We start from the raw sequence: 18,647 nt of genomic DNA, 5'->3' as shown, positions 1-18,647 counted from the left end.
TTCATACAGCTTCCTCGGTCAGGCGACGCAGGTACGCGTCGGCATCGACAACCACTTCGCGCGGCCGCCGGTTGAGCAGATCCTGGATACGCTCGTTGTCGGAATGGCGCACTGCATCGACCGTACCGGTCATGAGAATGCGGCCCTGGTCGAGCACGGTGATGCTGTCGGCAATCTTGAAAGCACTCTCCAGTTCATGCGTGACGACGACGATGGTCATGCGCAGCGCATCGCGCAGGCGCAGGATCAGCTCGTCCAGTTCGGCCGAGACTACCGGATCCAGCCCCGCCGAAGGCTCGTCGAAGAACAGCAGCTGCGGGTCCATCACGATCGCCCGCGCCAGGGCGGCCCGCTTGACCATGCCGCCGGAAAGCTGGCTGGGCATCAGGTCGTGAAAGCCGCCGAGGTTGACGATTTCCAGTTTCATGCGGCTCATGATGCGGATCTGGTTTTCGTCCAGGTCGCTGTGATGTTCGCGCAGCGGTAGGGCGACATTGTCGCCGACGCTCAGCGACGTGAGCAGCGCGCCCCCCTGGAACGACACGCCGAGCTTGCGCCGCAGCAGCTGCATCTCGCGCGGCCCGGCGCGGGTGATGTCGGTGCCGAGCAAGCGGATGCTGCCTGCGGTGGCCCGGTGCAGGCCGAGCAGATGCCGCAGCAAGGTGCTCTTGCCCGAACCCGAGCCCCCCATGATGACGCGGATCTCGCCTGCGTCTACGCGAAAATCCACATCGTGAAGAATGCGGCGTTTGCCGTACCAGGCTTCGAGGCCATGCACCTCGATCAGCGGTTCGCGCGCGTCGTTCATCGGTTGAGGAAAAACGAAAAGATCATGTCGGCGACGATGATGTAGCAGATCGACAGCACCACGGCACGGGTGGTCGCGCGGCCTACGCCTTCGGCACCGCCGCTGACGTTGAAGCCGGTGCTGCAGCCGATCAGGGTGATCAGCACGGCAAACACCACGCTCTTGCCGATGCCCTGCCACAGGTCGCCCGGACTGAGCAGCGAGATGGTCTGCAGGATATAGGCCTGGGTGGTCACATTCAGCGCAGGCGCGCTGTACAGCGCCGCGCCGATGATCGCGACCGCGTCGGCGAACACGGTCAGCAGCGGCAGCATGATCAGCATCGCGATCAGCGCCGGCGCGACCAGATAGCGCACCGGCTCTATGCCCATCACCGCCAGCGCGTCCACTTCCTGCGATACCTGCATCGAGCCGATGCGTGCAGCCAGGGCCGAGCCCGAGCGCCCCGCCACCAGGATGGCCGTGATCAGCGCGCCGAATTCGCGGGTGACCGACTTGGCCACGGCAATGACCACCTGCGATTGCGCACCGAATTCGCTCAGCGCCGCAATGAACTGGATGCCCAGCATGATGCCGATGGTGAAGGCGAGCAGGCAGACAATGGGCAATGCATCCACGCCGATGCGCCGCATCTCGGCCACGATCGCGGTGATGCGCACCGGCTGTCCGCTGCGCCAGCCGGTCAGGCCGAACCACAGGCTTTCGATCAGCAACATGCCGCAGTAGCCGAAGCCGGCGAGCGACTGCAGCGTGGCGCGCCCCAGCGCGGCCACCGACTGGCTCAGGCCAATACTCAACCGACCTCCGCCGGGCGCAAGGCGCTGCCCACATCCGGCAACAGGGTGAAAACGCGGTCCAGCCGCGCCAGCTCCAGCACGGCCAGCACCGGCAGACTGGTCGCGATCAGCACGAAGCGCCGTTCCGCGTCGCGTGCCGTCTGCAGCCCTTCGACCAGGGCAGCAATGCCGGACGAATCGATATAGCTGACCGCGGCCAGATCGACGCCGACGGAGCGGGTTTCCAGTGCTTCCAGGATGGCCTCGCGCACACGCGCCGACCAGGACAGGTCGACCTCGCCCGCCAGCTTTACCAGGGTGAGATCGTCGCGCTGTTCGGTGACTATGTCGTTCATGCCTCGTCCTCCAACGGCGCCGGGCAGCGCTTCCACATTCGCAATACATTGCCGACACCGCCGGCCTGGGGCTGCAGACGCCAGCCATCCATCAGCGCATCGATGAAATTCACCCCCAGACCGCCGGCCCGGCATTCGGCCAGGTCGCGCGGCGTGATGCGGCTGGGGTCGACGCCGGGCGCATCGTCGCGCAATTCGAAGTCCAGCACATCGCCGTCGCGGCGCAATGACAACACGATGTCGCCGCTGCTGCCAGCATACGCGTGGCGAATGATGTTGCAGCAGGCTTCGTCGACGGCAAGTACCAGGCGATCGCGCAGATCCGCCGGCACGCCGCTGCGCTGCAGGGCCAGGCGCAGATCCGCGCGCATGCTGCGCAGGCGTTCCGCCTCGGCCGGGAAAGTCTGGCGCAGCAATACCTGGGCCGTCTGCGCGCGCGGCTCTTCCAGCAGCAATAGCGTGGTGTCGTCGACCAGGCGCAACTGGCGCAGCTCCGACACCATCAGGCGCAGACGCGCCTCCGGCGGCGCGCTCGCATGCCGGTCGATCAGGCCGCGCACGCCTTCCTGGCCCAGGCGGCCGTCGCCGACGCGTACGTCGGTCACGCCGTCGGAGAAGAAATACAGCGCCGCGCCGCCCAGGCGCAGGCGCGTCTCGGTGTACTCCTGCCCGGCCACGATGCCCAGCGGCGGACCGTCGGAACGGTATTCGCAATACACGCCGTCGCCATGCAGCAGCGCCGGCGGAAAGCCCGCGCCGGCTAGGCGTACTTCGCCGGTACTGCGTTCGTAATAACCGACGGCGGCGCAGACGAAGCGACCGCCGGTAGTGGTCTGGCACAGTTCCTCGTTGGCCCGGCGCAACCATTCGTCCGGCGCCAGCCCGTCCTTGCCGGCCCAGCGCAGCAGGCTGGCCGCGCGCGTCATCAGCAGCGCCGCATCCAGGCCCTTGCCCGAGACATCGCCGATGACAAAGCCGATACGGCCGTCGGCCAGGTCGAAATAGTCGTAGAAATCGCCGGAGATCTCGTGCGCCGGCACATTCACTGCCAGCAACGGAAAGCCGGCCCGGCGGCGCTTGGGCAGCAGCAGCTTCTGCAGCCGCCGGGCCAGATCGAATTCGCGCTTGAGGCGCTGCTGCTCGATCAGCGCCGTGGCCATGCGTGCGTTGTTAATGGCCAGTGCCGTGGGCACGGCCAGCAGGCGCAGGATGCCGGCATCGGTCGCATCGAAGGCGGCACCGTCGAGCTTGTTGATTAGCTCCAGCACACCGATGGTGCCCTTGGCCGCCGTCAGCGGCACGCAGATCAGGCTGTGCGTGACGAAACCAGTTTCTTCGTCGATGCGCTTGTAGACACGCTCGTCGTTGGCCGCGTCGGCGACGATCTGCACCGCCGCCTGGGTGAACGCCAGGCCGACGATGCCCTGGTCGGTACCCAGGCGCAGCCCGCGCACGTCGATCGGGCCGACGCAGACCTTGCAGGCCAGCTCGTCGGTTTCCTCGTCGAACAGAAACAGCGAGGCCGCCTGCACCTGCATGTAGTCGACGATGCGCTGGATCGCGATCGGCAAGGTGCGGCGCAGGTCCAGCGATACGGCCAACGCTTCGGACAGCTCTGCCAGCAAGGCGAACGCATACGCATCGTCGCCGACGGCGGCCTTGGCCAGCAGATGGGCGTCGGCAGCGCTCACGGCGCGGACGAGTCGCTCTTGGGCGCATCGCGCTGGCTGCGCCGGCGGCGCAGCCCCCACAAGGTGAACAGCGGCCCGGACAGCACGTACAGCGCGGCGATGCTGAACAGCACCAGCGGCGGGTCGATGTACAAGGCCATCAGCAGCAGCACGGCGAGCGGAATGACGACGAACGGCACACGGTCCGGCCAGGACTTGAAACTGTAGTAGCGGAAACGGCTGACCATGAGCAGGCCGGCCGCGACGCTGACGCAGGGCGCCAGCGGCTGTACCAGCTCGCTATCGCCGGCAAAACCGCTCGCACTCATGGCCCAGACGAAGGACATGACCAGGGCCGCCGCGGCCGGGCTGGCCAGCCCCTGGAAATAGCGCTTGTCGATCACGCCGACCTGGGTATTGAAGCGGGCCAGGCGCAACGCCGCGCAGGCTGCATAGATGAAAGCGGCGGCAAAGCCGACCTTGCCCCAGAACGGGCTGACCTGCTTGAGACTGGACAGCGACCAGATATACATCACCAAAGCCGGCGCCAGGCCGAAACTGACCATGTCGGCGAGCGAGTCGTACTGCACACCGAATTCGCTCTGGGTATTGGTCATGCGCGCGACACGGCCGTCCAGTCCATCCAGCAGGCCAGCGATGAACACGGCCATGGCCGCTTCCTGCGGCCTGCCGGCCAGGGCGACGACGATGGCGTAGAAACCGGCGAACATACCGCCCGTCGTCAACAGATTGGGCAGCAGATAGATACCCCGGTGGGGCTTGCGCGGCGGGCTGTCGCTGGATGGCATGGATGATCTCGTAGTGGCGGGGGAAGCTTGCGCGATAGGCCTGCGCTAGCCAAGTCCTGCGCCGTGCCGGCAGGCAAAGCCAGCGAGCCCAGGGATTTACCGTAATTTACTGCAACGCCGCACAGTACCGCGCCGCAAGCGCTTGTATCGTACGGACAACAGTGCTATCCAATGCCCCGCGTATTACCCGCGCATCCCCTTGCGCGACCAGGAGAATCCCCTATGAAAGCCACCCACGTCGCCTTCGGCCTGCTCGCAGCAGTCGCCGCGACTGCCGGCCAATCTGCTGACAAAGTTTATAAATGGAAAGACGCCAACGGCGCGATCCATTTCTCGGATGCGCCGCCGCCCAAGGGGACCGAGTTCAACAACGTCAAGATCGTCAACCAGAGCGCGGCGATCACCAGCCAGCCCACGCCGGAAGCGCCACCGGCCGATGCCGCCGCCGACGCCGATCCGAACAAGCCCGCGGCAGCACCCCAGGTAGCCAAGGACACGTCGCGCGAAGCGCGCTGCAAGGAAGCGCAGCAGCGCGTACGCCTGCTCGAAGGTGCGCAGGCCATCAACATCGATCGCGGCGACGGCAAACCCACGGCGCTGCAGGGCGAAGACCGCAAGGTCGAACTCGACGTAGCGCGCGCCTCCGCCACGGCGCTGTGCTCCGACAGCAACAGCTGAGCCCGTCATGGTGCGCAGCCTGGCCTGGATAGCGGCGGCGATCGCAGCCGCCCTGGCTGCTTGGTGGTATTTCGCGCCACAAACCCTTCCTACCGCCGTGCGCCATGCCGTACCGCTGTCGCCGAACGCGGCGAAGGCAGCGCCGGTACTGTACAAATGGCGCGACGAGAAAGGTCGTCTGAACGTGACCGATGTGGCACCCAAGGACAGGCCGTACGAAAGCGTCACCTACGATCCCAATACCAATGTCGTCCCTGGCTACCGCAGCCCGGACGCGGCCGACCAGCGCCCGATACCGCCCGACCCGGCGAAACAGAACTGAGCCGCCCGCACGCAGCCGTTGTGGGCTAAGCGCGCCAGAACCCCTAGAATCGGGGACTTTTCCGCCGTAGCCCGTACCCATGCGCCTGAGCAAGTTCCATCTCGCCACTGTCAAGGAAGTTCCCGCCGACGCCGAAATCGTCAGCCACCAGCTGATGCTGCGCGCCGGCATGATCCGCAAGCTCGCTGCTGGCCTGTACACCTGGTCGCCGCTGGGTCTGCGTGTACTGCGCAAGGTCGAAGCCGTCGTGCGCGAGGAAATGAACCGCGCCGGCGCCATCGAGGTGCTGATGCCGGCGGTGCAGCCGCGGGAACTCTGGGAAGAAACCGGACGCTGGGAAAAATTCGGCGGCCAACTGCTCAAGATGAAGGACCGTAAGGAAGCCTGGTACTGCTTCGGTCCCACCCACGAGGAAGTCGTCACCGACTTCGCCCGTGCCGAGCTGCACAGCTACAAGCAGCTGCCGCTGAATTTCTACCAGATCCAGACCAAGTTCCGCGACGAGATCAGGCCCCGCTTCGGCGTGATGCGCGCGCGCGAGTTCCTCATGAAGGACGCTTATTCCTTCCATCTGAGCGCGGAATGCCTGGAGCGTGAATATTGGAACATGTATAACGCCTATACGCGCATCTTCACCCGGCTGGAGCTGAAATTCCGCCCGGTGCAGGCCGATGCCGGCGCGATCGGCGGCAGCGTCACCCACGAATTTCATGTGCTGGCCGAATCGGGCGAAGACGCCATCGCCTTCTCCGACGGTTCCGACTACGCCGCCAATGTGGAGAAAGCCGAAGCCATGGCGCCCGCCACCGGGCGTACCGCGCCGGCTGCGGCACTGGAGCGCGTCGCCACGCCGACCCAGCGCAGCATCGACGAGGTTTCCGGCTTCCTCGGCGTCGCCGCCGCCGGCTGCCTCAAGACCATCCTGGTGCGCGGCAACGACGGCCTGGTCGCGCTGTGCGTACGCGGCGACCACGAGATCAACGAGATCAAGGCGAGCAAGCTGGCCGAACTGCCGGGCGAACCGGTACTCGCCGACGAGGCCGAGATCGTCAAGGCGCTGGGCTGCAAGCCCGGCTTCATCGGCCCGGTAGGGCTGCCAGACTCCATTCCCGTCATCGTCGACCGCGACGCCGCGGTGCTGGCCGATTTCGTCTGCGGCGGCAACCAGGACGGCTCGCACTATCGCGGCGCCAACTGGCTGCGCGACGCGCGCCTGAGCCGGGTGGAAGACCTGCGCAAGGTCGTCGACGGCGATGCATCCCCCGACGGCAAGGGCCAGATCCGCCTGGCCCGCGGCATCGAGGTCGGTCATGTATTCCAGCTCGGCACCAAGTATGCCGAAGCCCTGAATGCCAGCGTGATCGACCAGTCCGGCAAGAGCCAGGTGCTGGCCATGGGCTGCTACGGCATCGGCGTCAGCCGCATCGTCGCCGCGGCAATCGAACAGAACTTCGACGCCGCCGGCATCGTCTGGCCCGAACCGATGGCGCCCTGGCGTGTCGTGCTGTGCCTGATCAACCCGAAGAACGACACCAATGTCGCCGCCGTCGCCGATGCGCTGTATGCAGACCTGCAGGCGCGCGGTGTCGACGTGGCGCTGGACGATCGCGGCCTGCGTGCGGGTGGCATGTTCGCCGATATGGAACTGATCGGCATTCCCCACCGCGTTGTCGTGAGCGAACGCGGCGTCGCCGCCGGCACTTTCGAATACCGTGCGCGCCGCGACAGCGAAAGCCGCCAGCTCAGCCGCGACGAAGTGCTGGCGCTGTTTGCCTGAGAAATGACGATGCCCGGCCATGCCGGGCATCGCTGCAGGCGGAAAATGTGAATCTCGTCACATTCTGAAGAATGTCGACGGCGCCGGAAGCGGCTGCCGTCGGCGGCGGATCATTTGTCTTTCTTGACCAGGCCGCGCAGCCTGCCGAAGAACGAACCGCCCTTGACCTGGTCGACAACCTTGCTCAGCTTGCCGCCCAGTCCTTGCTGGCGTTCCATTTCGGCCAGCTCTTCGCGCTGGCGATCGGACATCTGTGCTTCCCAGCGCCGCTTCAGCTCTTCCTGCTGCACCTTGGTGCGCAGCTGCTTGCGGTAGTCATCGGGCAAGGCTTCGCGGAACAGATTGTTCGGCTCACGCGCCACGTAGCGGCCGACTTCGTCGTACAGCGCTTCGTTGAACAGCTCGGCCGTGAACGACTTGGTCTGCTGGCCGCCCATCTGGTCGAAGTTGTTGAACTGCATGCGCACGGCGCCGGATTCCGCATCGCCGTTGAACACCGCCATCATCACGATGCGGCCGCGGGCACGCACGCTGGCCGCGATCACTTCGCCGTTGTTGTCCTTCTTGGTCACCGTGACGCCGCCGATATGAAAGCGCTGGAACGCGCCAGCGATCGTCTTGACCTTGGTCACGCCGAGCACTTCAACGTTGGGGCATTCGTCGGTGACGATGAGACAGGGGAAGGAAAGCCGGATCTCGCGTGCATTCGGCATGTTGTTGATGAACTTCAGATCGTATTCGTGCTCGACCTGCAACACGACGTCGCCATAGCCGGCGAGTGTATGGCGAATGATCTTCCTGGGCTTGATGAAGGTGAGGTTCTGCGTGAGCTTGGACAGGTATTCATGCAATGCCGCCATGCCCGGCTCGATCTGCGTGCGATAAGCCGCCTCGCGCTCCTGTTTGGCGCGATCCTGGTCGTCTACGCCGGCTTTGCGCCGCTGCGCTTCCTGTTCGAGTTCGTCCAGCAGACCCACTGCTCACCCCTGAGACGTGTAGAACCAAGCCCCCGCCAGTCCCGCATACCCAAGCATATTAGCCCGTATACCGCCTCAAGAGCACCACCCCTGCCGGCAGGATTGAAGGCTTGCGCCGACACGAGCGCCATTGGGTGGCCGGGAACAAGGCGCAATCTGCCTTTTTGCCTGCGCCGGCCGCCCGATGCGGCAGAGCTGCCAACCCGTGCGGCGCAAGGGTTTTGCGCGGCTGCCGGGCAAGCGGCCGACTATGCAGGCCACGGAACCGACACTTATCCAGACTTTGCCAGGTGTACATTTTGCGCACGAAGTCCGTTTGGCACAAAATTGCCGCACAGGGACCTTACCACCAGAAGCCTGCCGTACTTCCGCACGGTCGCGTCCGGCGGAAACAGCGCCTTCTGACTGAGAAAAACGGCAACAGGACCGCCATGGCAATCGACCTCGATTCTCTCAGCCCTAAACAGCTGTCCGAACTCATTCATCGCGCCAACCAGCGCCAGCACGAAATCCAGCGCGAACGCGCTGCCGAGGTACGCGAGAAAATCCTCGCGCTGGCGCACAAGGAAGGCTTCACCATCGACCAGCTGTTCGGCGCCCGGCCGGCCAAGCGCCGGGTCAAGCCCAAGTACCGCAATCCTGCCGCACCGGACGAAACCTGGACCGGCCGCGGCAAGCAGCCGCGCTGGTTCAGCGCCGCGCTGCGGGCCGGCAAGAAGGAACAGGAGTTGCTGATCGGTTGAACGCAGGCACTGTCCCGGCCATGCCAGGACGGTGACGCTGGCGTTACAGGCTGCGCCGTGGCGGCACCAGCAGATCGCCGAACAACAGGCCGGCAACCAGCGACACCAGAATCGCGATCAGGGAAAACGCCGTGTCGACGCCGAGGAATACATCGCGCTCGAACACGAAGGACAGACTCTTGAAGCCCACGCTGCCCGGCACCAGCAGGATGATGCCGGGCTCGCGGATCACCGCACCGGGGCGCTGGTACAGGGTCGCGTACAGGTTGCTCGCGGCACCGACGCCCAGGCCAGCGATGAAGACGCCGAACTCCGGCCCGAACTGCGCACCGCCCAGGCGCGTCAGCGCGTAGCCGAACATCACCGAGGCCACCACCAGCGGGCCGTCGCGCGGCGCACTGCGGAACAGCACGGCAAACGACAGCGCCGCCGCCAGCAGGCCCAGCCATTCCACCCAGATCGGTACCGGCGGCAACGCCGTCGCCGGCACCTCGACGCCGAGTACGCGGCAGAGCTGGGTCGCAGCCACTGCGCCGAAAGTCAGTTTCAGCAAGGTCGCCGTGGCGCCGGCCATGCGCGCGACCCCGGAAACCAGGTGCTGGCTGGACAGTTCACGCACCGCCGTGGTCAAGGTCATGCCCGGCAGCAAGACGATCAGGCTGGCCAGGATCACCGCGTTCAAGGTCAGCGGCGCGACGAAGGCACTGAACAGCGTCGCGATGGTCGTCGCCAGCAGCGCCGACACCGCCTCGAAACTGTGGGCCAGGCGCGCGCGCCGCTCCGCGCCCAGCGCGAGCAGGCCGATCATCCAGCCCAGCAGCGCGACCACCAGCAAATCCATCCACGAGGCCTTGAGCAGGCTGGCCACGCTGGCCGAGGCCACGCCGAAGCTCAGCACGGTCAGCCAGCGCGTACGCGGACTGGCGGGCCGGCCCAGCTCCAGCAATTGGCGATAGCCTTTTTTCAGATCCAGGCTGCCGTCGATGACCTCGTCAGCGATGCGGTCCACGGCACACAGCCGGCGCAGATTCACTTCGCCCGGGGCCAGGCGGATCACCTGGGTGATGTCGGCTACCGCATCCAGGTCACGGCCTTGCTCGGAGAACGACAGCACGATCGACGTCGGCGTAGACAGCACATCGCAGACCAGGCCCAGGCGCGCACTGACCTTGCCTATGGCCTCTTCCAGGCGCGGTGCGGCCGTGCCGTACTCGTGCAGGCGCCGCGCCAGGGCAATGACGAAACCGACGCGGACTTTCAATTCGGACACAGCGTCGTTCATGCGCCGACTCGCCGACAGTAGCGCGCTTGGCCGTGGGAAACCGCAGAATTCGAAGGCATGGGGCTTGGCGACACACTCGCTGGGTCAAGGAAACGCGGAACAAATCAGAGATTGCATTGAATTCGGCCGCCCGTGAAATAAGGGCGCAGCCAAGCCCGTGCGACGCACGCGCCCGGCACAGCTTCGGCGGCAAGTCAGTCGCCGAACACCTGAGCCATTCACTCGACACAGGTTCAGGCCATCGTTAGGCATTAGCCAGGCGGACCGGCGTGATTATCTACAAACGCCTGGCGAAACGATCAGGCCAACGCCGCTTTATCGCGTGAAAAACCCGATTGTCCTGTGTTTCACCCCTGTCCTGCCGGCTTTCTTCGACGCATCACCGCCGTCGCTGGTCAGCGCTGGTCGCGTCAGCGTGTCCGGTTCGGTCGCAAGCGGACCAGCGTCGCTTGCATGCAGCCGGCGCGGCTACCGGCGCAGGCTATGCCGATGCATGGATCTGGCGGAAAGTCAGGTTCAATCGCGGCAACTGCACACGCAGGGCGCGCGGCAGGTCGTGGCGGTAATGGCGCTGGGTATCGCCGCCCATCAGCAGCAGGCTGCCGGACGGCAGCTCGATCTCCAGCCGTGCGTCCGCATCGCGCTTGTGGCGCAGGCGGAAGCGCCGCGGCGCGCCCAGGCTCAGCGACGCGATCACGGGTCGCGGCCCGAGCTCGGCCTCGTCGTCGCTATGCCAGCCCATGGCATCGTTGCCGTTGCGATAGAGATTGCACAGCACGCTGTTGAAATCCGCGCCGGCCATTTCAGCGATGCCGCAACGCAAGGCAGACAACAGCGGCGACCAGGGTCGCGGCTCGAAGCGCACGCGCGAATAGGTATACACCGCCTCCGCATCGCCTACCCAGCAGGACAGGCGCGGCGCCGGAATCTCGCGGCCGAACAGGCGCAGGCGGTGCTGCTCCCAGGGAATTTCGCGCTGCAGCTGCGCCAGCAAGTCCGCCGGCCGGTCCAGCACGTCCAGCGCCAGGCGCAGCTGCGCGCCGGGCAGCGCTGGTAATGACTGCCATTGCGGCGTTTTCCACACCACCGCATTGTTTCCCGTATCGCTCATCCGCGCCCGCCGCCGACGATGCCGCGCGCAACCAGGTCGGCGCGCTGCTGCGCATCCAGGCCCAGCTCGGCGAGCACCGCTTCGCCGTGCTCGCCCAGGTCCGGCGGCGCCAGCGGCGCGAGCTGCGGCTTGCCGTCGCGGCGCAGCGGATTGGCAATCTGCGGCACCTCGCCCCAGAGCGGATGCGTCAGGCTGGCCGCCAGGCCGCGCGCCTCTACCTGCGAATGGGCGAATACCGCGGCCAGGTCGTTGACCGGTCCGGCCGGTACGCCGGCCTCGCCCAGCTGCTGCAGCCAGTCCTGGGTGGAGCGCGCCGCCAGCAACGGCGTCATCGCCGAAACCAGTTGCACGCGGTTGGCGACACGTTGCGCGTTGCTGCCGAAACGCGCGTCTGCGGCCAATGCCCCGGCATCGGCAGCCGCGCAGAAACGGCGGAACTGCTCGTCATTGCCGACCGCCAGCATCAGGTGCCCGTCGGCCGTGGCGAACACCTGGTAGGGCGCGATATTCGGATGCGCCGTGCCATGCCGCGGCGGCACCGTGCCGCCAACCCGATAGTTCATGCCCTGGTTCGCCAGCCAGCCGACCTGGCAGTCGAACAAGGCCAGGTCCAGCTGCGCGCCGCGCTGGGTGCGAGAACGCTCGTGCAAGGTGGCGAGAATCGCGCTGGCCGCATACATGCCGCACATCAGGTCGCTCACGGCGACACCGACCTTCATCGGCCCGCCCGCCGCTTCGCCGGTCAGCGACATCAGGCCGGCTTCGGCCTGGATCATCGCGTCGTAGCCCGCCCGTGCCGCATTCGGCCCGTCCTGGCCGAAGCCGCTGATGGAGCAGTAGATCAGGCGTGGATTCAGCGCGGCCAGGCTGGCGTAGTCCAGTCCATATTTCTGCAGCGTGCCCGGCAGATAGTTTTCCACCAGCACATCGCTGGCTTCGGCCAGGCGGCGCAGGATCTGCTGGCCTTCGGCCTGGGTGAAATCCAGTGCCAGCGAACGCTTGCCGCGATTGCAGCAGAGAAAATACGCCGCCACGTCGCCATCCACGGCCGGACTTTGCCCGCCGCGCAGGAACGGCGGTCCCCAGCGCCGCGTATCGTCACCGCTGCCGGGCTTTTCGATCTTCAGCACGTCGGCGCCGTAGTCGGCCAGCAGCTGGGTACACCAGGGCCCGGCGAGAATGCGGGACAGGTCAAGGACGCGAATGCCGCTGAGCATGGCCAGAGCCCACTGAAAATAGCGAGGAAACTTCAACGAAGACTGGCGCCGGCACGAGGCCGGCGCCATCCGTTTATTGCGCCCGCGGCGAGGCCTGGCTCAGGCGCCCGGTGCCGGATAGTCCGGCGCGCCGTCCAGCGCCGAGGCACAGACCTCGGCCAGCTCCAGCAGGCGCAGGTCCGAACCCGGCGGGCCGACGAACTGCAGCCCCAGCGGCAAGCCGGCGTTGCAGCGGCCCATGGGAATGGTGACCGCCGGGCAGCCGGCCAGGCTGGCGAAACTGGTGAACTGGGCCTGGTCGGCGGGTTCCGCCGCATCCAGCCGCGCCGCCGGTGCGGGCGTGGTCGGCAGGACCAGCACATCGACCTCGGCAAACACGCGCCGCGCCTTCAGCACCGAGGCATCCAGCATGCGGTCCGCCGCCACGTAGTCGGCCGCCGACTTGGCCGCGGCATAGTCGAGCATCGCGCGCAGCGCCGGCGAAATCGGCCGTTCGGTGTCGGCAATGTCCGCGGCGAAGGTCTGGCACATTTCCGCTTCCATCAGCAGCAGCCCGGCGCGGCGGGCGCGGGCCAGCGGGTAGTCGGAAAAATCCACACCGCGCTGTTCACCCAGCTCCTGGCGCAGGCTCGCAATCGCCTGCTCGAACACGGCCAGCACTTCTGCCGTGGTGCCCAGGCCGGCCAGATCCTGCGGAATGCCGCAGCGCAGCCGGCCCGGTTCCCAGTCCGGCGGCGCCAGCGCGACGCGGCGCTTGCGCGAGCGCGGGTCTTCCGCGTCGTAGCCGGCCAGCACCTGCAGCAGCACGGTCAGATCGTTGACGTTGCGCGCGATCAGGCCAATGGCATCGAGCCGCCGCGCTGCCGGCACCAGGCCGCGCGCAGAAATTTCGCCGTGCGTCGGCTTGAGCGCGAACACGCCGCAATGGCTGGCCGGAATACGCACCGAACCCAGGCTGTCCGAACCGACCGCCGCCACGCACAACCCCGCCGCCACCGCCGCGGCTGCGCCGCCGGAAGAACCGCCGGCCGAATACTCCGGCTGCCAGGGATTGCGCGTCGCGCCGTAGTGCGGGTTATTGGTCGAGGCGCCGAGTACGCCTTCGTCCAGGTTGGTCTTGCCCAGGATCACCGCGCCTGCAGCGAGCAGGCGCGCGACCGCGGCGGAATCGTTGCCGGCAATGTGCTCGCGCCGGGCGGGCAGTCCGGCCGTGGTCGGCCAGCCGGCGACATCAAGATTGTCCTTGATCGCGACCGGAATGCCGTCCAGCCGGCCCTTGAGCCGGCCTGCACTGCGCCGCTGCGAACTTTGCGCCGCCTGGGCGCGGGTTTTTTCTGCATCCAGGCCGATATAGGCATTCAGGCGTGGATTGGCCGCGGCGATCGCGTCGAGATAGATCTCGGCCAGCTCGCTCGCATCGATACGCCCCGATGCCAGCCAATGCAAAGTCTGGCAGGTGCTCGCGGCGCGCAGGCGCGCTGGTTCGAGTTGCGGCGACGTCGCTGTGTTCATCCATGCCTCCCCGTCCGATAGTAAGCCTCAAGCGTCGGCGCATATGCCGATTAACGCAAGTCGTCGCGCAGTATTTTTCCCTGCCAGACGTTACGATTCCGCCTACGCGACCCTCCAGGCACCACGCCGCCCGCCGATGAACGACAGCCAGCGTAACGATCCGCCCGCCGCCGCCACGCGGCGCGGCCTGCGCTCATCGCGCAAGCCCCGCTATCTGCAGGTGGCCGACGAACTGCGCGACGAACTCAAGCGCGGCGACCACCCCGTCGGCGGCATGCTGCCGACCGAAGCCCAGCTCTGCGAACGCTTCGGCATCAGCCGCTACACCGCGCGCGAGGCGCTGCGCACGATGGAGGAAATGGGCCTGATCGCACGCCGCCGCGGCTCCGGCACCAAGGTACGCAGCGCCGAACCGCAGGTGCGCTACAACCAGTACGTACGCTCCATCGACGATCTGCTGCAATACACCCAGGCCACGCGCTTCCAGCTGCGCCACAGCGACCGCCTGATGGCCGACGCCACCCTGGCCGGCTGGCTCGACGTCCGCGCCGGCACCGAATGCGTGCTGCTGCACGGCATCCGCTACCAGCGCCGCATGCTCAAGCCGTTCTGTATTACCGATGTATACCGCCGCGCCAGCATGCAGGGCCTGCCGCCGGGCTTCTCCCGCGTCGAGGACGCCATGCGCGCGCTGATCGAAGGCGAGCTGTTCGCCCGCGTCGGCCTGGTCGAGCAAAGCCTTTCCGCCGTCGCGCTGGACCGAGAACAGGCCGACCAGTTGGAAGTGGAGGCCGGTACGCCGGCATTGCGTACGCTGCGGCGCTATTTCGATCCAAAGAACCGCATCCTGCTGGTTGCCGTCACCTTGCATCCCGGCGACGTGTTCTCCTACATCACGCGCTACGAGCGCTCGGACGTGATGCGCGGCGTATAGCCGCGGCGCGCGCCATCCGCGGCAGCACTGAAACGGTTTTGCATAAGCGCCCCGGCACGCGCTGGATTGCCGGCTCAGTCCGGACCGCCGACAATCGGCCTCTTTCTCGTCTCTAGCCGGAGTCCGCCATGAGCGAACGCGATGTCATGGAATACGACGTGGTCACCGTCGGCGCAGGCCCGGCCGGCCTCGCCTTCGCCATCCGCCTCAAGCAGCTCAAGCCCGACATCCGCGTCTGCGTCATCGAAAAAGCCTCTACCGTCGGCGCGCACATTCTCTCCGGCGCCGTGATCGAACCCGAACCGCTGAACGAGCTTTTGCCCGAATGGGGCAAGAACCCGCCGCCGATCTGCGTACCGGTGACGAAAGACGAGATGTACTGGATGCGCGACAAGAATCGCGCGGTAAAGCTGCCGGTAGTGCCGCCGCAGATGCACAACCACGGCAATTTCATCGTTTCGCTGGGCGCGCTGTGCGCCTGGCTGGCGCCCCAGGCCGAGGCGCTGGGTGTGGAAATCTATCCCGGCTTCGCCGCCTCCGAACCGCTGTTCGACGAAGCTGGCGCGGTCTGCGGCGTGCGCATCGGCGACATGGGCGTGGCCAAGGACGGCTCGCACAAGGCCGGCTATACCCAGGGCATCGACATCACCGCGCCGATCACCGTGCTCGGCGAAGGCGCCCGCGGCCACCTGTCCAAGCAGCTGATCGCCCGATACGCGCTGGACAAGGACTGCGATCCGCAGACCTGGTCCATCGGCATCAAGGAACTGTGGCAGCTGCCGCCGGGCCGGGTCGAACCGGGCAAGGTCGTGCATACGCTGGGCTGGCCGGCCGACAACGCCACTTATGGCGGCAGCTTCCTCTATCACCTGGACAAGGACCGCGTCGCCATCGGCTATGTCACCGGCCTGGATTATTCCGACCCGCTGCTGTCGCCGTTCGAGCTGTTCCAGCAGCTGAAGAACCATCCGCATATCAAGCCGCTGCTGGAAGGCGGCAGCATCGTCTCCTACGGCGCGCGCGCCATCGCCGCCGGCGGCTGGCAATCCCTGCCCAACTGCGAGATGCCCGGCGCCCTGCTGATCGGCGACGCCGCCGGCCTGCTCAACCTGCCCAAGATCAAGGGTACGCACCAGGCACTGCGTTCGGGCATGCTCGCGGCCGAACATATTGCCGCCACCAATACCGCGGCCGGCTGGGACGCCAAACTGCGCGCTTCTGCCGTTGTAAAAGAGTTGCACAAAGTCAGAAATATCAAACCGGGCTTCCACAAGGGGCTGTGGTTCGGCCTGGCCAACGCCGGCTGGGAAACCGTCACCAACGGCCTGTCGCCGTGGACGCTGAAGAACCACGCCGACTGGCAGCAGCTGAAGAAAATCGGCGAGTACGAACAGCCCCGGCGCGATTTCCTCGAACGCACCCTGCCGCCGCGCGATCGCCTGGCCTCGGTCTACTTCGCCGCCACCGAACACGATGAAGACCAGCCCGTACACCTGAAGGTGCTGGACACCAATATCTGCGTCACCACCTGCGCCACCGAATACCAGAACCCCTGCCAGCGCTTCTGCCCAGCCGGCGTCTACGAAATCGTCAACGACGAAACCGGCAAGCGGCTGCAGATCAACGCGGCCAACTGCGTGCACTGCAAGACCTGCGACATCAAGGACCCCTACCAGATCATCAACTGGGTGACGCCGGAAGGCGGCGCGGGGCCGAATTATCAGAATCTCTGAACGCCGCCGCCCGCGCGGGCGGCTGATGCAAAGAAAAACCCGCCGCCTTAGCGGGCTGCGAGTGGCGCTGGCCTGCCTGCTAGTCGCCGGCATGGCCGCAATCGCGTTTTCGCGGCTGCAGCAACTTCCGCCGTCGCCACCCGTAGCAACGGCGCCAACAACCTTGCCTGGCCCCGACCTGCGCGACTGGAATACCCGCGTGGCGATTCGCAATCTCGCCAACTACTCGTCGCGGGAAGAAGCCGTCGGCCGGAAATCGCTCTATCTGAGTTGCCGGGAAGGCTCCACCGATACCTTCAGCGCCGAGGGCGGGCATGCCTTCCGCCGGCCCGAAGACGAGTATGTCGAGATCCGCCGCAACGCGGGCAACAGCGGCGCGACCGCCTTTCACATGAGCGGGGCGATCCAGGCGCCGCCGGAGCCGCCGCGGCCCGGCGAACCGGTGCCGCCGCAACCCACACCGCGGCGGGCACGCGTCATTGCACTCGAACCCGCCGTGCTGGCGGAAATCGAAGCCTCGTTCCTCGGCCTGTGGCACGACCAGCTGGCGCCGATCCACTGGGAAGAGTCCGCCGACGGCAGCCGCGTCGTGCTGGAATTCTGCTGGCACGGTCAATACGGCTATTTTGTGCGGCGCAATCCCGATTCGACCAAAGCAGACGACCGCCGCATCCTCGACATCGCCAATCGCCTGTTCGCGCTGGCCGGCGCACGCCTGCTGCAGCCTTGACGGAACGGGACGCAGTGTCGCAGCTGCCGCAGCAGACGGCATGCCCGGCCTAAGCTGTGCACTCGTTCCGTAGAGCCGCCAGCGAGCCCGACTCATGCCCTCCACTGCCTGGCCCGCCGATATCCAGCGCACCCTGCGCGTCAACCAGTCCGGCGAGTTCGGCGCCATCGGCATCTATCAGGCACAGCGCTGGCTGGCGCGGCTGACCTGGCCGCAAGGCATCGCGCTGATCGACGAGATGCTCGCCCACGAGCGTGAACATCTGGCGATTTTTTCAACGCTGCTGCAACGCCGCGGCATTCGCAGCTGTTATGCGCTACGGCTATGGCGCGTCGGTGGCTGGCTGCTCGGCACGGTCACCGGGCTGTTCGGACGCAACGGCATCCTGGCCTGCACCCAGAGCGTGGAAACCACCGTGCTGCAGCACCTGGCTGAACAGCGCGAACGTATCGGCGCACGCGACGCGGAACTGATTGCAGCCATCGATGCGATAGAAGCGCAGGAGCGCGAACATCGCGACCACGGTGCCGCCATGGCCCGGGCACCCAGCCTGCCCCTGCCCCTGCGCCTGATCCGCCGGCTGGCGGCGCAGGCGACCGAAGCAGCCATCCGGCTGTCGATGCGCTTCTGAAACAACAGCGCCACGTGTAAGGAGGCGCCACTGCACGGGCCGATTTTTCCTAGGCCTCGTACAACTCCAGCGGCAACCCGTCCGGATCGGCAAAGAAAACAAAGCGCCGGCCGGTATATTCGTCCACGCGGATCTCCTGCATGGCCACGCCGCGCCGTTCCAGTTCGGCCTTGCAGGCGGCTACGTCGTCGACGGCGAAGGACAGATGGCGCAGGCCGCAGGCCTCGGGATACGAAGGCCGCGGCGGCGGGCCAGGAAAAGAGAACAATTCCACTTGTCCGCCGTCGGGCAGAAGCAGGTCCAGCTTCCAGGAATCGCGTTCGGCGCGGAAATTCTCCGCCATCACCGCCAGGCCCAGCACTTCGACGTAGAACTGGCGCGAGCGGGCGTAGTCGGAACAGATCACGGCGACATGGTGCAGGCGCTTGAGCATGCAGCCATCTTGCCATGCGTGCGGCGGGCGGGAAACGGCAGTGCGGCTCAGCGCGAGACTGCCTGGTGTGCGACAGCGCCCCGGGCCGAATCTCGCCAGCGGCCTGCGGCAGTGGCATTTCGACAAAAAAAACCCGCCCAGGCCGCAG

General features: G+C 66.4%; 19 protein-coding genes. 8 read left to right on the top strand and 11 right to left on the bottom strand.

All coding sequences use genetic code 11. The features are described from left to right. Nucleotide 1: 1 nt before the first annotated feature. Genes DFR29_RS05895 through DFR29_RS05875 form a run of 5 tightly spaced genes read right to left on the bottom strand, consistent with a single transcriptional unit; the run spans nt 2 to nt 4,419 of the window. A complete protein-coding gene (locus DFR29_RS05895; protein WP_133817664.1) occupies nt 2-808 on the bottom strand; it encodes an ABC transporter ATP-binding protein in 807 nt (268 codons plus the stop codon). Next, nucleotides 805-1,605: an MlaE family ABC transporter permease gene (locus DFR29_RS05890; RefSeq protein WP_133817663.1), complete on the bottom strand. Its 801-nt coding sequence runs from the start codon at nt 1,603-1,605 to the stop codon at nt 805-807. The genes DFR29_RS05895 and DFR29_RS05890 overlap by 4 nt, the downstream gene beginning before the upstream one ends. Then, nucleotides 1,602-1,940, bottom strand: coding sequence for an STAS domain-containing protein (locus tag DFR29_RS05885; RefSeq protein ID WP_133817662.1), 339 nt, complete (start codon nt 1,938-1,940; stop codon nt 1,602-1,604). Before DFR29_RS05885 ends, DFR29_RS05890 begins: the two co-directional genes overlap by 4 nt. Then, on the bottom strand, nt 1,937-3,631 hold the full coding sequence (locus DFR29_RS05880) for an ATP-binding SpoIIE family protein phosphatase (protein ID WP_166653904.1): 1,695 nt from the start codon (nt 3,629-3,631) through the stop codon (nt 1,937-1,939). The genes DFR29_RS05885 and DFR29_RS05880 overlap by 4 nt, the downstream gene beginning before the upstream one ends. Continuing rightward, nucleotides 3,628-4,419: a CDP-alcohol phosphatidyltransferase family protein gene (locus DFR29_RS05875; RefSeq protein WP_133817660.1), complete on the bottom strand. Its 792-nt coding sequence runs from the start codon at nt 4,417-4,419 to the stop codon at nt 3,628-3,630. The genes DFR29_RS05880 and DFR29_RS05875 overlap by 4 nt, the downstream gene beginning before the upstream one ends. 222 nt (nt 4,420-4,641) lie before the next feature. On the opposite strand from DFR29_RS05875, the gene DFR29_RS05870 reads away from it, so the two are divergent. From DFR29_RS05870 to DFR29_RS05860, 3 genes are all read left to right on the top strand, one after another. Further along, entirely contained in the window at nt 4,642-5,097 is a 456-nt protein-coding gene (locus DFR29_RS05870) for a DUF4124 domain-containing protein (protein ID WP_166653903.1), read from the top strand. 7 nt (nt 5,098-5,104) lie between these two features. Further along, complete coding sequence (locus DFR29_RS05865; protein WP_133817658.1) at nt 5,105-5,419, top strand: DUF4124 domain-containing protein; 315 nt, start codon at nt 5,105-5,107, stop codon at nt 5,417-5,419. A gap of 79 nt (nt 5,420-5,498) precedes the next feature. Next, nucleotides 5,499-7,196, top strand: coding sequence for a proline--tRNA ligase (locus DFR29_RS05860; RefSeq protein WP_133817657.1), 1,698 nt, complete (start codon nt 5,499-5,501; stop codon nt 7,194-7,196). 110 nt (nt 7,197-7,306) lie between these two features. Here the strand turns inward: DFR29_RS05860 and DFR29_RS05855 are convergent, their stop codons facing one another. After that, entirely contained in the window at nt 7,307-8,173 is an 867-nt protein-coding gene (locus DFR29_RS05855; RefSeq protein WP_133817656.1) for a hypothetical protein, read from the bottom strand. A 431-nt stretch (nt 8,174-8,604) separates the two neighbouring features. On the opposite strand from DFR29_RS05855, the gene DFR29_RS05850 reads away from it, so the two are divergent. Then, nucleotides 8,605-8,916 carry an H-NS histone family protein gene (locus DFR29_RS05850; RefSeq protein WP_133817655.1) on the top strand — a complete coding sequence of 104 codons (312 nt, stop codon included), beginning with the start codon at nt 8,605-8,607 and terminating at the stop codon, nt 8,914-8,916. 43 nt (nt 8,917-8,959) lie between these two features. Here the strand turns inward: DFR29_RS05850 and DFR29_RS05845 are convergent, their stop codons facing one another. From DFR29_RS05845 to DFR29_RS05830, 4 genes are all read right to left on the bottom strand, one after another. After that, a complete protein-coding gene (locus tag DFR29_RS05845; protein WP_133817654.1) occupies nt 8,960-10,198 on the bottom strand; it encodes a threonine/serine exporter family protein in 1,239 nt (412 codons plus the stop codon). Nucleotides 10,199-10,679: 481 nt separating this feature from the next. After that, complete coding sequence (locus tag DFR29_RS05840) at nt 10,680-11,309, bottom strand: alpha-ketoglutarate-dependent dioxygenase AlkB family protein (RefSeq protein WP_133817653.1); 630 nt, start codon at nt 11,307-11,309, stop codon at nt 10,680-10,682. Further along, complete coding sequence (locus DFR29_RS05835; protein WP_133817652.1) at nt 11,306-12,526, bottom strand: CaiB/BaiF CoA transferase family protein; 1,221 nt, start codon at nt 12,524-12,526, stop codon at nt 11,306-11,308. The genes DFR29_RS05840 and DFR29_RS05835 overlap by 4 nt, the downstream gene beginning before the upstream one ends. Nucleotides 12,527-12,625: 99 nt before the next feature. Continuing rightward, on the bottom strand, nt 12,626-14,038 hold the full coding sequence (locus DFR29_RS05830) for an amidase (protein ID WP_133817651.1): 1,413 nt from the start codon (nt 14,036-14,038) through the stop codon (nt 12,626-12,628). 136 nt (nt 14,039-14,174) lie between these two features. Between DFR29_RS05830 and DFR29_RS05825 the strand changes: the two genes are divergently transcribed. The 4 genes from DFR29_RS05825 (at nt 14,175) to DFR29_RS05810 (ending at nt 18,066) form a co-directional block, all read left to right on the top strand. Beyond that, the gene (locus DFR29_RS05825) at nt 14,175-14,972 is read left to right on the top strand and encodes a GntR family transcriptional regulator (RefSeq protein ID WP_166653902.1); all 798 of its coding nucleotides are present in this window, start codon (nt 14,175-14,177) and stop codon (nt 14,970-14,972) included. A 128-nt stretch (nt 14,973-15,100) separates the two neighbouring features. Next, nucleotides 15,101-16,705, top strand: coding sequence for an electron transfer flavoprotein-ubiquinone oxidoreductase (locus DFR29_RS05820; RefSeq protein ID WP_133817649.1), 1,605 nt, complete (start codon nt 15,101-15,103; stop codon nt 16,703-16,705). Nucleotides 16,706-16,868: 163 nt separating this feature from the next. Further along, the gene (locus DFR29_RS05815; RefSeq protein WP_133817648.1) at nt 16,869-17,435 is read left to right on the top strand and encodes a hypothetical protein; all 567 of its coding nucleotides are present in this window, start codon (nt 16,869-16,871) and stop codon (nt 17,433-17,435) included. Nucleotides 17,436-17,529: 94 nt separating this feature from the next. After that, complete coding sequence (locus DFR29_RS05810; protein ID WP_133817647.1) at nt 17,530-18,066, top strand: demethoxyubiquinone hydroxylase family protein; 537 nt, start codon at nt 17,530-17,532, stop codon at nt 18,064-18,066. Nucleotides 18,067-18,115: 49 nt separating this feature from the next. Here DFR29_RS05810 and gloA2 read toward each other — a convergent pair whose 3' ends face one another. Continuing rightward, entirely contained in the window at nt 18,116-18,499 is a 384-nt protein-coding gene (gloA2, locus tag DFR29_RS05805; protein ID WP_133817646.1) for an SMU1112c/YaeR family gloxylase I-like metalloprotein, read from the bottom strand. Nucleotides 18,500-18,647 lie beyond the last annotated feature (148 nt).

The sequence above is a fragment of the Tahibacter aquaticus genome (genome assembly GCF_004363655.1).
Classification (GTDB): domain Bacteria; phylum Pseudomonadota; class Gammaproteobacteria; order Xanthomonadales; family Rhodanobacteraceae; genus Tahibacter; species Tahibacter aquaticus.
This window is presented reverse-complemented; position numbering and strand designations above follow the sequence as displayed.

Excerpts from the sequence above, each read along its gene's own strand:
- DFR29_RS05895 (WP_133817664.1), bottom strand. The coding sequence starts at position 808 with ATGAACGACGCGCGCGAACCGCTGATCGAGGTGCATGGCCTCGAAGCC.
- DFR29_RS05885 (WP_133817662.1), bottom strand. The coding sequence starts at position 1,940 with ATGAACGACATAGTCACCGAACAGCGCGACGATCTCACCCTGGTAAAG.
- DFR29_RS05875 (WP_133817660.1), bottom strand. The coding sequence starts at position 4,419 with ATGCCATCCAGCGACAGCCCGCCGCGCAAGCCCCACCGGGGTATCTAT.
- DFR29_RS05870 (WP_166653903.1), top strand. The coding sequence starts at position 4,642 with ATGAAAGCCACCCACGTCGCCTTCGGCCTGCTCGCAGCAGTCGCCGCG.
- DFR29_RS05865 (WP_133817658.1), top strand. The coding sequence starts at position 5,105 with ATGGTGCGCAGCCTGGCCTGGATAGCGGCGGCGATCGCAGCCGCCCTG.
- DFR29_RS05860 (WP_133817657.1), top strand. The coding sequence starts at position 5,499 with ATGCGCCTGAGCAAGTTCCATCTCGCCACTGTCAAGGAAGTTCCCGCC.
- DFR29_RS05850 (WP_133817655.1), top strand. The coding sequence starts at position 8,605 with ATGGCAATCGACCTCGATTCTCTCAGCCCTAAACAGCTGTCCGAACTC.
- DFR29_RS05845 (WP_133817654.1), bottom strand. The coding sequence starts at position 10,198 with ATGAACGACGCTGTGTCCGAATTGAAAGTCCGCGTCGGTTTCGTCATT.
- DFR29_RS05840 (WP_133817653.1), bottom strand. The coding sequence starts at position 11,309 with ATGAGCGATACGGGAAACAATGCGGTGGTGTGGAAAACGCCGCAATGG.
- DFR29_RS05835 (WP_133817652.1), bottom strand. The coding sequence starts at position 12,526 with ATGCTCAGCGGCATTCGCGTCCTTGACCTGTCCCGCATTCTCGCCGGG.
- DFR29_RS05830 (WP_133817651.1), bottom strand. The coding sequence starts at position 14,038 with ATGAACACAGCGACGTCGCCGCAACTCGAACCAGCGCGCCTGCGCGCC.
- DFR29_RS05825 (WP_166653902.1), top strand. The coding sequence starts at position 14,175 with ATGAACGACAGCCAGCGTAACGATCCGCCCGCCGCCGCCACGCGGCGC.
- DFR29_RS05820 (WP_133817649.1), top strand. The coding sequence starts at position 15,101 with ATGAGCGAACGCGATGTCATGGAATACGACGTGGTCACCGTCGGCGCA.
- DFR29_RS05810 (WP_133817647.1), top strand. The coding sequence starts at position 17,530 with ATGCCCTCCACTGCCTGGCCCGCCGATATCCAGCGCACCCTGCGCGTC.
- gloA2 (WP_133817646.1), bottom strand. The coding sequence starts at position 18,499 with ATGCTCAAGCGCCTGCACCATGTCGCCGTGATCTGTTCCGACTACGCC.